Genomic DNA, 12,444 nt, shown 5'->3' on the forward strand with positions numbered 1-12,444 from the left:
CATGACCGCAGGCAGGCCGTACCGGGTCGGATACGCGCCGGGGGCGTACGACCTCTTTCACATCGGACATCTGAACATCCTTCGCCACGCGCGCAGTCAGTGCGACTACCTGGTGGCCGGGGTGGTCTCGGACGAGATGGCGGAGCTGGCCAAGGGCCGCCGTCCGATGATTCCGCTGGTGGAGCGTCTGGAGATCGTGCGCAGCGTGAGATACGTGGACGCGGCCTTCGTGGAGACCGTGCCGGACAAGCTGGAGACCTGGTCGCAGGTCCGGTTCGACGTGCTGTTCAAGGGCGACGACTGGCGGGGCACGCCCAAGGGCGAGAAGCTGGAACGGGACTTCGCGGGGGTGGGGGTGGAGATCGTCTACTTCCCGTACACGGTCCACACCTCCAGCACTCAACTCCGTCGCTCGCTCGACCTCCTGACACAGGAGGCCGGGCACGCGTCCATGGTCAGCGACGCACAGCGCTGAGTTCGCGGAACCACTTCGCCAGGAAGGCGACGAGGAACAGTGCGCTGAAGACGCCCAGCACGGTGTAGGTCCAGCGGAACGCCGGGCCCGCACCGAGGAGGAGGAAGACCAGGCAGAAGACGCCGTGGTCGACGGGGAGCAGTGCCACCGCGCGCAGGGTGGAGGGCGCCTGCGCCGGGGTCCCGGGCGCGGGGCGCGGTGTGAGCTTCTCGGTCAGCAGTCCACCGAAGAAGGTGACCACGGCGGCGAGTTGGAAGCCGAGGGGGACGAGCAGCCAGGCGTCGTCGGCCGTTCCGTAGTGTCCGGGGTGACGGTAGAAGGTGATCAGGACGGCGAGGTGCAGGGCGGTGATCTTCGCGCTGTCCACGACGTGGTCGAGCCACTCCCCCGCCGCGCTGCCGCCACCGCGCAGACGGGCGAGCTGCCCGTCGGCGGAGTCGAAGGCGAACCCGACGGCGAGGCCGAGCCAGATGAGTAGGCCCAGCGTCAAGGACGGCGTCCCGAGAGCCGCGCCGGCGACGGCGGCGAAGCTGAACGCCGCGCTGATCAAGGTGACTTGATTGGGCGTCAGACCCGCTGCGTATGCCCCGGCGGCGAGGTACCTCCCGACCGGGCGGTTGACGAAGCGCGAGTAGAGGGAAACCCCCTTCGCCGACTTCTGGGCGGATCTCAGCTCGGTCAGCGCGGTCCCGATCGTTCCCACGAACCCCCCCGGGTCATGATGCGTACGGTCACACGTCGTATGTGATGGTGCACATCATGACAGCACCGAAGGGCGGCCCCCAGAGGCCGCCCCCGGACAGGCCCTAGGCGTCGAGCGCCTCCGCGGGGCGGTTCTCCTTGAGGGTGATCCGGCCCCTGCGGATGATCGCCAGGCGCGGGGCGCGGCGGGCGACGGCGCTGTCGTGGGTGACCATCACGAAGGTCAGACCGTGCTCCTTCCACAGTCCTTCGAGCACGTCCACGATCTCGTCGCGCGTCGACTCGTCGAGGTTGCCCGTCGGCTCGTCGGCGAGCAGCACCTTGGGGCGCTTCACCAGGGCCCGGGCGATCGCGACGCGCTGCTGCTGGCCGCCGGACAGTTCCGACGGCAGGTGCCGGAGGCGCTCGCCGAGGCCGACGGACTCCAGCGCCTCGGCCGCGCGGGCGCGCCGCTCACCGCTCTTGACGCCGAGCGGCACGAGGGCGGTCTCCACGTTCTCCTGCGCGGTGAGGGTGGGGATGAGGTTGAAGCTCTGGAAGACGAAGCCGATGTTCTTGCCGCGTACGGTCGTCAGCCTGCTCTCCGAGAGCTTCGCGAGGTCGACGCCGTCGAGCAGGACACTGCCCGCGGTGGGCCGGTCGAGACCGCCCAGCATCTGCAGCAGCGTGGACTTGCCGCCACCGGTGGGGCCCTGGATGACCAGTCGGTCGCCCTCGCGGATGGTGAGGTCGACGCCGGCGAGCGCGTCGATTCTCTCCTGGCCCCTGCGGTACTGCTTGGTGACGCCTGTGAGTTCGTACATGAGTGCAACTCCTGCGGTACGGGAAGGGGTTCGGGCTACTCGACGCGGCGCAGCGCGTCCGCGGGGCGCAGGCGCGAGGCGCGCCAGGCGCCGAAGCCGCCCGCGACGAGCCCGCCGCCGACGGCGAGGATCACGGCGAGGCCGACGGTGGTCACGCCGACCGGCGCGGTCAGGGCGATGTCGAGGGTGCTCGCGGCCCCGCCGCCCGGGCCGGTCGTGGTCGCCATGGGACCGCCGAGGACCCGGCCGCCGCCGACGCCGCCGGGCCGGCCCGTCAGCGCGCCGGAGCCGAGTTCGGCGGTGAGCGTCGGGCTGACGGCGGTCACGACGTATGCTCCCCCGAGGCCGACGGCGATGCCGAGCGCGCCGCCGATGAGGCCGTTGACGAGCGCCTCACCCATGACCTGACGCGTGACCCGGCCGCTCTTCCAGCCGAGCGCCTTGAGGGTGCCGAACTCGCGCACCCGGCGGCCGACCGCCGCGGAGGTGAGCAGTCCGGCGACCAGGACGGCCGCGACCAGCACCGCGTAGGAGAGCCACTTGCCCACATTGGTGGCGAGGTCGGCGGCCGTGTCGAGCGAGCCGGAGACGGTCTCGGCCAGATCGGCGGAGGTGGTGACGGTGGTGCCGGTGACGTTCTTCTGGATGGCGCTCTCGACGCTGTCGATCCGGGTGGAATCGACGGCCTTCACATAGACGGTGGTGATCTCGTCCTTGGAGTCGGAGAGCGTCTGAGCCTGCTTCAGGGGGAGATAGACCTGGGCGGCGGCCGGGCCGCTGTCGGCGGTGGCGATGCCGATGACCGTGAACTTCACGTCCTTGACCGTCAGGGTCTCCCCCACCGTGAGCCCTTCCTGCCGGGCGTGGGCACTGTCGATGACGGCGACCCGGGCGTCGGTCTCGGTGGTCTTGAAGGTGCGGCCGGTGGAGATGGTCGAGGTGGTGAGGGGGCCGAGATCCGGGGCGGTGACGTCGGTGCCGTAGATCGAGAAGGAGTCGACGTCGAAGGCGGCGCCTCCGCCGGTGACGGTGTCGCTCTTGCCGGAACCGGAGCCCGGGCCGCCGGGCGCGGCGGGTTGGCCGGGCTCGGCTCGCTGGATCTCGCCGCGCTTGAACTCGCCGTTGACCTTGAGGTTGGTGAGGCTGAGACCGCCGACCGCCTGCGCGACACCGTCCTGCCCGGCGACGGTGGCGACGGTCGAGGCGGGGAGGGTCTGGAAGCCCTGGACCATCAGCCGGTCGCTGCTCTGCTCCTCACCGTCTTGCCTGCCCTTGAACTCGAACCGGGGCCGCTGGGCCTGATCGCCCGCCTTGGGCTGCTCCCGGGCCTTGGTGACCGTGAGGTCCGTGCCGAGGCCGTAGAGGGACTCCAGGACCTGGGTCTGGGCCTGCTTCATGCCGGAGGAGACGGAGTTGACGACGATGACCAGCGCGATCCCGAGCGCGAGCCCGGAGGCGACGACGAGCGCCGCCTTTCTGCGGCGGCGCAACTCGCGCCGGAGGTAGGTGAAGAACATGGGCGCGAAGTTAGGGACGGGGGGTGATGGCCGGATAAGGCCCGCGTGAGAGGGGGATGAGAGTCCGCACCGGGACGCGAAGGGGGACGGGCGGCTGGGCGGGCGGGCCGGGTGCGGGCGCCTGGGCGGGCGGGCCGGGTGCGGGCGCCTGGGCGGGCGGGCCGGGTGCGGGCGCCTGGGCGGGCGGGCCGGGTGCGGGCGCCTGGGCGTCAGCCGGTGTACGCCAGGGGGTCGGCGAGGACTTCCCGGATGACGACCGCGGCGGCGCCCCGGGCCGCGTCGGCGGAGGTGGATGCGGCGCGCAGACGGCCCGCGGAGGGGGTCCACAGACCGGAGACGACACGGCGCCCCAGCTCGGCGTCGACGGCGGGGCCCAGCCGGGCCATCAGGCGCGGGTAGATGCCGCCGAGGACGACCGCCTCCGGGTCGAGGAGGTTCACCGCGCCGGACAGGGCGAGCCCGAGCATCCGCCCGGCCTCCTCGACGGCGGCCACGGCACGGGGCTCCCCGGCATCGACCCGCCGGACCAACTCGTCGACGGCGGAAGCGCCGGAGGCAGGGGCATCGCCGGAGGAGGACGCGCGCGAAGCAGGCGCGTCGGCAGCGGCGGAGGCGGAAGCGGGCGCACCGGCGGACGCGTCGGCGGCGCGGGCCTCGGCAACGGCGGACGCGGAGGCGGCAGCGGCGGCGGCGGAGACGGGAGCGTCGGCGGACGCGTCGGGGACGGGAGCGTCGGCGGACGCGTCGGGGACGGGAGCGTCGGCGGACGCGTCGGAGACGGGAGCGCCCGTCGTCGGCAGGCCCGGGAGGCCGGCCGCTCGGAGGAGGGCGGACTGGCCCGCGTACTGCTCCAGACAGCCGTGGGAGCCGCAGCGGCACAGGGGACCGTTCGCGTCGACGGGCAGGTGGCCGATCTCCCCGGCGAACCCGTGCGCGCCGCGCAGCAGTTCACCGTTGACCACGATCGCGCCGCCGACACCGATCTCTCCGGTGAGGTGCAGGAAGCTGCGCACCGCGCCCAAGGCGCCGAACCACAGCTCCGCCAGCGCCGCCGCGTTCGCCTCGTTGTCCGAGGCGACCGGCAGCTCCGGCCCCCCGGGACGCAGCGCGGCGAGCGCCCCGGCGAAGAGCCGGTCGGCCTCCACCCGGTTCCAGCCGAGGTTGGGCGCCTGCTGGACGGTCCCGGCGGAGACGAGACCGGGCAGGGCGAGCCGTACACCCACCGGGTGCAACCGCTGTTCCGCCGCGGCCTCCAGAGCACGCGCGGCGATCCGCGCGGCCCGCTCGAGGACCTCGACGGGGCCGGCCGTGCGGTTGTCGAGGGGTTCGGTGATCCGGATCCGGTCGGCGCCCGCAAGGTCGACGACGCACACCGAGACGTAGTCCACGTTGATCTCGGCACCGAGGCCGGCCGGACCGGTGTCCGCCGCCTTGAGCACCGTCCCGGGCCGCCCCGCCTGGCCGCTGAAGGTCTTGCCCGACTCGACCAGGAGGCCGTGCTCCAGGAGCTGCTCGACCAGCGAGGAGACGGCGGCCCTGGTCAGCCCGACGCGTGCCGCGACCGCCGCGCGGGTCGTCTCGCCCGCCTCGTGAACCGTACGCAGGACGAGGCTGAGGTTGTGCCGACGCACGCTCGCCTTGTCGGCCTTGGGTTCCACCGGGCGCGCGCTCCCGGTCGCCGGAGTCTTCTTCATCGTGCGCCGAGCCTAGCCCCCTCGCTCCCGCCCCCTCAAAAGAGTTCAATCACCGAACTCTTTCCGCTACTGTCCACCGCATGCCCCTGCCACGCGACTACAGCGGCCAGACCTGTGCCCTCGCCCGCTCGATGGAGATCATCGGCGAGCGGTGGACGCTGCTGATCGTGCGGGACGCCTTCTACGGGGTGCGCCGTTTCGGGGAGTTCGCCGCGCATCTGCGTCTCCCTCGGGCGGTGCTCACCGACCGGCTGACCACCCTCACCGACGCGGAGGTGCTGCGGCGCCTCCCGGACACGGGGCGCCGCGAGGTCTACGCGCTGACCCCCAAGGGTGTCGCGCTCTGGCCCGCCGTCCGCGCGCTCACCGATTGGGGCGACGCGTTCTACGCGGCGGACGGCGGCCCCCGCCGGATCTTCCGCCACGCGGACGACGACGCCCCGGTCGCCGCCGACGGGCGCTGTACCGGCTGCGGCGTACCGGTCGCGGTCGAGGACCTGTTGGTCACCCCGGGCCCCGGGCTCGCCCCGGCGGCCGAGGACGACGATCCGGTGACGCGGGCCCTCGCCCGTCCGCACCGGCTGCTCCAGCCCTTGCCGCACACCCCGCTCACTCCACGCTCCAAGAGAGGTTCGCACTCATGAAGATCCTGGTCGTCGGCGCAGGAGCCACCGGAGGCTACTTCGGGGCCATGCTGGCCCGTGCCGGACAGGACGTCACGTTCCTGGTCCGGCCGCACCGCGCCACCGTCCTGCGCGAGCGCGGGCTGCGGGTCACCGGGCGGGACGAGGAGTGGCGGCTGGAGCCCCGGCTCGTCACCGCCGACGCGCTGGCCACCCCCTACGACCTCGTCCTGCTCTCCGTGAAGTCCACCGCCCTGGAGCAGGCGATCGAGGACATCGCCCCGGCCGTCGGCCCGCACACGGCGATCGTGCCGTTGCTCAACGGCCTGGCGCACATCGACGCCCTCAACGCCCGCTTCGGCACCGCGCCGGTCCTCGGCGGCGTCGCCAAGGTGATCACCACCCTGAACGACGAGGGCGACATCCTCCGCCTCGCGCCCCTGGCCCATCTGACGATCGGCGAACAGGACGGCTCGCCCTCGCCCCGCGTGGAGAAGATACGAGCCGTGCTCGACGAGGCGGGCATCGACGCCCTGGTTCCCGAGGACGTGATGGCGTCGATGTGGCACAAGTGGGTCTTCATCACCACGTTCGGGGCGGTCACCAGCCTGATGCGCGGGACGGTCGGCGAGGTCAACGCCGTAGCGGGAGGACCGGAACTCGGCGCGGCTGTCCTCGCGGAGGCCGCGGCGGTATCGGCGGCGGCGGGCCATCCCGTACCGGAGCGGGAACTGACCGCGACCCTCGACATCGTGACGGCGACCGGGTCCCCGATGGTCCCCTCCCTCTACCGCGACCTGACAGCCGGACGCCCCACCGAGGTCGAGCACCTCTTCGGCGACCTGGTGGACCGGGCCCGCGCCCTGTCGGTGGCCACACCCCTGCTGGACCTGGCCACCCTCCACCTCCGCGTCCACCAGCGCCGCGCCACCTCCCCTGCCGCCTAGGGGTTGTCGTTCAGACCCCGGCGAGCGCCGGGGCTGGTAGAGCCGTGGCAGCGGCAGTTGCGTCGCGCGGTCCGGGGAGGTCTGCAGTCAGAGGCGTGTGTCAGAGCCAGCTCGGCAAGCCGTTCACCCGCTGGGCTATCCGCAAGCTCGTCGATCACTTGCGACGCGACATCTCCCGGCCGGTCCGGATCGGCCGGGAGACCCTGCGCTGCTTACCGGCCCGCCGCGGGATCTCCTTCCAGCGCACGAAGACCTGGAAGGAATCCCCGGACCCTGACTTCGAAGCCAAGCTCGACCGAATCGAGTACGCGATCAACGTGCGCCCGCACCGCACGTTCGGTTCGATGAGTTCGGCCCCCTGGGCATCCGGCCGACCGCGGGCTCCTGCTGGGCCGCACAACGACGCGAACGAGCCCGCGTCCGCAGCGAGAAAGCCATCCGCCGGGGCGGCAGAGCGGTCCAGGCCACGACCTGACCGCCGGACCTTTCCCGGTCACAGCACTGGATCGCCCGGCAAATTGATCGTCTTGTACTCCAGGAACGAGCTGAGGCCCTCGGGCCCGAACTCGCGGCCGATCCCGGATTCCTTGTATCCGCCGAACGGGGCGGCGAACTCGATCCGGTACCCGTTCAGCGTCAAGGTCCCCGTGCGCACCTGGCGAGCGATGCGCATGGCCCGCTCCAGGTCGTTGGTCCAGACGCTTCCCGACAGACCGTACTTCGAGTCGTTCGCGATACGGACCGCGTCGTTGTCGTCGTCGAACGGGATCACGACGAGCACAGGGCCAAAGATCTCCTCCTGCGCGATGCGCATGGAGCTATCGACGTCTGCGAAGATCGTCGGTTCGACGTACCAGCCCTTCGGCCGGCTCGCGGGCCGGCCGCCGCCGACCGTGATCGTCGCGCCGTCCTTCCGCCCGCCGGCGATGTAGTCCTCGACCCGCCGCCGCTGGCGCTCGGCCACCAGGGGGCCGACCTCGGTCGAGGGGTCATCCGGATCGCCGACCCTCAGCGCAGCAGCCGATTGCGAGATCGCATCCACAACCTGCCGGTAGCGGCTGCGATGAGCGAGGATCCGGGTCTGCGCCAGGCAGTGCTGGCCGGACATCATGATCGCGTACGGCATGAGGGCGGGCACCGCGCTGTCGATGTCGGCGTCCTCGAGGATGATGGCGGGCGACTTCCCGCCGCACTCGAGGGTGACGCGCTTGAACTGCTCGCCGCACAGCGCGCCGACCCGCCGCCCTACGGCGGAACTGCCCGTGAAGCTGATCTTGTCAACCAGCGGGTGCCGCACGAGCGCCTCACTGTTTTCCCGGTCGGCAGGCACGATGTTGAGGACGCCTGGAGGCAGACCGGCCTCCATGGCAGCGTCGGCGAGCAGGTACGCGTCCAGCGGGGTCTCCGGGGCGGGCTTCAGCACGACGGTGCAGCCGGCGATCAGGGCGGGAGCAAGATTCACCATCGTCAGGATGAGCGGCGCGTTCCACGGCACGATCTGCCCTACGACGCCCACCGGCTCCCGAAGGATCCGCGCGGGACCGCTGAGACCTGCTCGATCCTGCTCGAAGGGGAACGTCGCGGCAAGTTCCCTGAAGTAGTCCAGGACCATCACAGGAACCGGTGCCTGGAGTTGGTTTGAGAAGCTGATCGGTGAGCCCATCTCCGTGGTGATGAGCTGTGCGATCTCGGGGACACGTGCGCGCAGGTACTCGGCGAACGGACCCAGCGCGTCCGCGCGCTCCTGTGGAGACATGCGGGGCCAGGGGCCATCGTCGAAGGCCGCGCGCGCCGCGCGTACCGCTCGGTCGATATCGGCAGGCGTCGATGAGGGAGCGGTACCGACCCGCTCCTCCGTGACCGGAGAGATGACCTCGATCACGTCTTCCGAGGCAGGCGTGACCATGTCCCCGCCGATGAACAGCCGATCCCGCACTGTGTGGCTGGTCATGTCCGCTCCTTTCGCCGTGCCAGGACGCACCCACCTGGATGGCCGGCGGTGAGCGAGGCCAAGCCGTCACCACGTGATGCTGCCCCTCAGCCGACCACGTCCGGGCCTCGGCCGCGCGCGGGCTTCCACCAGACGGAGGACCGATGCCGTGGCGACCCGCGAGCGGCAACCCGGCGAACCTTCCCGGTCACGGCACGAGGGAACGACCGCCAAAGATCACGCCCACATGAGGAGACGGCGGGCGGCCGCCGAAACGGCCGCGCCGGAGTCGGTCGGTGATCTGGTCCGCGCTCGATGATGGTGTGGGCGATGTCGCGCTGCCGTAGCCAGGTGCGGGTCGCCTTGGAGCCGTAGCCCTTGTCGCCGACGACGCGCGTCGGCCGAGTCCGGGGACGGCCCGTCGAGGACGTCGGCAGCAAGGACCGCAACAAATCCCACTCGGCATCGGCCGGCTCATGGCGGCGACGCATCACCCGACCAGGAGCCGCCAATCAAGATCACTTTGATGACCATCCCTAGGCCACGGGGTGTTCGAGCCCCTCCAGGCTGTCCATGAAGGAGCTGACCGAGAACACCGCGCGGCCTGGGCCCGCCGGGCCGTAGCCGGGGGGTGAGCTCAGGCCGAACTCCTCCAGCGTCGCCCGGTAGGTCTCGAGGAGACGGATGTGGTACTCCAGCGGCGCGCCCAGGGGGTTGGCCTTGCCCAGGGGCGTCGTCGGTTCGGGGCACCAGGTGGTGAACCGCGGGACGACTCCGTTCGACATGAAGAACCGCAGGCCCTCGGCGGTGGAGTCGATCGCCTCGCTCACCTTCGTGAACCCGAAGGGCTCGGCCATCTCGATGCCCGCCACGAAGTTGGGGATCACATTGCGCGGACCGAACACCTCGGTCGAGTCCAGGATCCTGCGGTGCCACTCGTCGCGGCCGACGTAGCGTTCCTTGCCCGGGCAGTGCAGCTGGAACAGCCGGCGGTCCCACACCTCGAAGTTGGGGTGGTAGATCCGGATGCCGTAGTCGTGGAAGCGCTGGACGGCGTCGCGGGGCAGCGCCTGCGCGACGACCTTGCCGATCCAGCGGCCGGGGAACCGCTCCTCGATCGCCTTCGCGTAGTGCCCGTAGAAATCGGCCTCGTCCCGGCCGCCGACCTGTGAGGTGATCGAGCCGCCCGTCAGGGTGTAGGCCCGGGACGTCCCGGCGGTGTCGTACCGGTCGATGATCTCCAGCGCCTCCAGCACCTCCTCGACCGGCTTGACCCCGGTGTACGGCCGGCCGGCCGCCTTGTGCTGGCGCCAGTTGTGGTTGATGTCGCAGAACTGGCACTCCTCCTTGGCGCCGAAGTACTGGCACACCCGGAAGACCGTCAGATAGACGAGGTAGCCCCACTGGATGGTCGGCGCGACCTCCATCACCGATTTGCCGTTCGACAGCGTGTGCCGGTAGTACTCCGGCATCGGCGGGAGCCCGACGTCCGCGATCCGCACGCCGTCCAGATAGAGCCCGAGCGCGCCGTCCTCCCCGGCCCGGACCACGTACGGCGAGTCCGGGTTGACCCGTACGGACACGACGGTACGGCGCAGGTCGTAGGGGCCACCCGTGAGGACGATCTCCTCGGGCGGCCGGTTGAGCGCCGCGGCTCCGAGCTCCGGGAGCGTGCGGTGGTCGAAGGAGAAGATGAAGTACGACTTCGGCTTGACGTCACCGGAGGCCCCGTCGGCGGTGCCGCTGAGCGCGGACTCGTCGAAGGCCATGCCGCCGCGCAGCAGGTCCTCCTTGATCACGGCTTCCCGTGGCACGTGCGGAAAGCGCCCCATCAGGCCCTCGACCAGCGCGGTACGGCTGAGGCTCTCCATGTGCTGCTCCATCCCTGACTCCGTTGAGGATCACCTGGAAGCGTATCCCCGGCCGCGAGGAGTCCGGACGGCGGCCGTCGCGCCCTCAGAATGCGTTGCGGCGCCGCATGCGCAGCGGGCGGCCGTCCGGGTCGACCAGGAGGTGGTGCAGCGGAGTCGCGAGCCGGCGCTGCGTCCTGGGCAGCTCGGGCGGTACGTAACGGCGCAGCCGGCCGGGCGGCCGTGGGCCGACGCGACCGCCCTCGTGCCAGGCGTCCAGCGCGGCGGCGGTCTCCCGGAAGGCGTCGAAGGCGGCGGCGGGGTCGCACAGCGCGTCCCACACCGCGGGCGCCGCCGTCGGCGCCGCCGGTTCCCGGGCTCCGCGCGTCGCTCCGGGTGCGCCCGGGCCGCCCGGGGCTCCGGGTAGCGCCCGGGACGTCCCGGCGCCCCGCGCCGCGGGCTCCCCCGGCTCCTCGGCGTCCAGGTGCTCGCGCATGAGCTCGAGGCGCAGTTCGCGGGCGAAGCCGCGTGCGCCGTCGCCGAGCCCTCCTGGATCGCTCGGCCGCCGCGGGTCCGTGCTCCCGTCGAGTACGGCGCAGCTGAGCTCGGAGTCATGGGTCCAGGAGCGGAGGTTGACGTTGTCGGAGCCGATCGAGGCCCATACGTCGTCGATCACGCACACCTTGGCGTGGACGTAGACGGGGGTTCCGGCGTGGTTCTCCAGGCCGTACACCGCGACCCGGTCCCCGCCGGCGCGGCGCAGCTCGTCGAGGGCGGTGATGCGTCCGATGAGGTTCATGGGGAGAGTGAGCCGGCCGTCCTGCTCCGGCACGGAGGGGATGACGCCGATCAGCCGCAGCCGCGGATGCCTGCGCAGGGCCTCGGCGAAGCAGGCGACCACCCGGGGGGACCACAGGTACTGGTCCTCCAGATAGATCAGGGTCCGGGCCCGGCGCAGCGCCTTGAGGTACGCCCGGGCGATGCTGCGCTCGCCGTCGGGAGCGAAGGGGTAGCCGGCCAGGAGCCGGTTGGGATAGGTCCGCAGGACTTGGACGGTGTGCGTGCCGCAGGGTCCGGGGTCGGCCGTCTGCGGCGGCAGGCTGTCCGCGTGGGTGTCCTCCCGGTGCACCAGCTCCCGCAGGCGGGTGACGGGGCTGCGGCTGAGCGGGGAGGGGTCCTCCCACCGCTCCCGGAAGACGGCCTCGATGTCGCCGACGACCGGCCCGCGGAGGGCGAGCTGGATGTCGTGCCACGGCGGGCGCGGCCCGTAGGCCGCGGCGAAGGGGAGCGTCTGCGGGTCGCCGCGGTGGTCGGCGTCGTCGTTGCGGCCGTGGCAGAGGTCGATACCGCCGATGTACGCGATGTCCCGCTCCGGGCGGCCCGGGTGGCGCAGCACCACCATCTTCTGGTGGTGCGAGCCACCGGGTCGTACCCGCATGTCGAGCAGGCACTCGCCGCCCGCCTCCTCGATCTCCTCGCCGAGGTGGCGGTTCTCCTCCTCGCTGAACCGGAATCTGTCCAGGTGGGAGCGCCACAGGAGCCCCTTGACGATGACGCCGCGCTCGGCCGCCCGGCCCAGGACGGTGCCGATCTCGGTGCCGTCCCCGTCGAGCCGCTCGTCGGGGTCGCCGCGCCAGTCGGTGAACAGCAGGAGATCACCCGCGCGCATCGCGCGGATCCCTGCGAGAAGCTCCGCGAAGTAGGCGGCTCCGTGGACCACGGGCCGGGCCTCGTTGCCTTCGGACCAGCACGCTCCGTCCGGGCGCCGCTTGTCGAGGCGCGTCGCGGTGTTGCCGCGTTCGCCGTGCGCCAGGAGCCAGTCGGCTCGCGTCACAGCATCGGTCCTCCCTCTGTGTCGCCCACCGGCCGGGCGCCCCCGGAACGCCGTACGCGCGGGGAGACC

At 71.8% G+C, this 12,444-nt stretch carries 10 protein-coding genes and 2 pseudogenes; 4 read left to right on the forward strand and 8 right to left on the reverse strand.

What is annotated here, in order from left to right; all coding sequences use genetic code 11:
* Position 1 precedes the first annotated feature (1 nt).
* Entirely contained in the window at positions 2-475 is a 474-nt protein-coding gene (locus tag ABZY12_RS20185; RefSeq protein ID WP_356892117.1) for an adenylyltransferase/cytidyltransferase family protein, read from the forward strand.
* Here the strand turns inward: ABZY12_RS20185 and ABZY12_RS20190 are convergent.
* From ABZY12_RS20190 to ABZY12_RS20205, 4 genes are all read right to left on the reverse strand, one after another.
* A complete protein-coding gene (locus tag ABZY12_RS20190; RefSeq protein ID WP_356892119.1) occupies positions 456-1,178 on the reverse strand; it encodes a CDP-alcohol phosphatidyltransferase family protein in 723 nt (240 codons plus the stop codon). The two genes, ABZY12_RS20185 and ABZY12_RS20190, sit on opposite strands and share 20 nt — an antisense overlap.
* Positions 1,179-1,281: 103 nt before the next feature.
* Positions 1,282-1,980: an ABC transporter ATP-binding protein gene (locus tag ABZY12_RS20195; protein ID WP_356892121.1), complete on the reverse strand. Its 699-nt coding sequence runs from the start codon at positions 1,978-1,980 to the stop codon at positions 1,282-1,284.
* Between the two features lie 35 nt (positions 1,981-2,015).
* Positions 2,016-3,497 carry an ABC transporter permease gene (locus ABZY12_RS20200; protein WP_356892123.1) on the reverse strand — a complete coding sequence of 494 codons (1,482 nt, stop codon included), beginning with the start codon at positions 3,495-3,497 and terminating at the stop codon, positions 2,016-2,018.
* Between the two features lie 209 nt (positions 3,498-3,706).
* A complete protein-coding gene (locus ABZY12_RS20205) occupies positions 3,707-5,191 on the reverse strand; it encodes an ROK family transcriptional regulator (protein ID WP_356892125.1) in 1,485 nt (494 codons plus the stop codon).
* 80 nt (positions 5,192-5,271) lie between these two features.
* Between ABZY12_RS20205 and ABZY12_RS20210 the strand changes: the two genes are divergently transcribed.
* The 3 genes and pseudogenes from ABZY12_RS20210 to ABZY12_RS20220 form a co-directional block, all read left to right on the forward strand.
* Entirely contained in the window at positions 5,272-5,835 is a 564-nt protein-coding gene (locus ABZY12_RS20210; RefSeq protein ID WP_356892127.1) for a helix-turn-helix domain-containing protein, read from the forward strand.
* On the forward strand, positions 5,832-6,761 hold the full coding sequence (locus ABZY12_RS20215; protein WP_356892129.1) for a ketopantoate reductase family protein: 930 nt from the start codon (positions 5,832-5,834) through the stop codon (positions 6,759-6,761). Before ABZY12_RS20210 ends, ABZY12_RS20215 begins: the two co-directional genes overlap by 4 nt.
* Positions 6,762-6,856: 95 nt before the next feature.
* Positions 6,857-7,155: pseudogene (locus tag ABZY12_RS20220) on the forward strand (IS630 family transposase); the annotation flags it as partial.
* A gap of 99 nt (positions 7,156-7,254) precedes the next feature.
* Here the strand turns inward: ABZY12_RS20220 and ABZY12_RS20225 are convergent.
* The 4 genes and pseudogenes from ABZY12_RS20225 to ABZY12_RS20240 form a co-directional block, all read right to left on the reverse strand.
* Positions 7,255-8,712, reverse strand: a complete 1,458-nt coding sequence (locus tag ABZY12_RS20225) for an aldehyde dehydrogenase (RefSeq protein ID WP_356892131.1) — start codon at positions 8,710-8,712, stop codon at positions 7,255-7,257.
* 308 nt (positions 8,713-9,020) lie between these two features.
* Positions 9,021-9,110 (reverse strand): annotated as a pseudogene (locus tag ABZY12_RS20230) (IS5/IS1182 family transposase); the annotation flags it as partial.
* A gap of 117 nt (positions 9,111-9,227) precedes the next feature.
* Entirely contained in the window at positions 9,228-10,562 is a 1,335-nt protein-coding gene (locus ABZY12_RS20235) for a radical SAM protein (RefSeq protein ID WP_356892147.1), read from the reverse strand.
* 85 nt (positions 10,563-10,647) lie between these two features.
* Complete coding sequence (locus ABZY12_RS20240; protein WP_356892133.1) at positions 10,648-12,375, reverse strand: phospholipase D-like domain-containing protein; 1,728 nt, start codon at positions 12,373-12,375, stop codon at positions 10,648-10,650.
* Between the last annotated feature and the right edge of the window lie 69 nt (positions 12,376-12,444).

The organism is Streptomyces sp. NPDC006551 (genome assembly GCF_040611675.1).
Classification (GTDB): Bacteria; Actinomycetota; Actinomycetes; order Streptomycetales; family Streptomycetaceae; genus Streptomyces.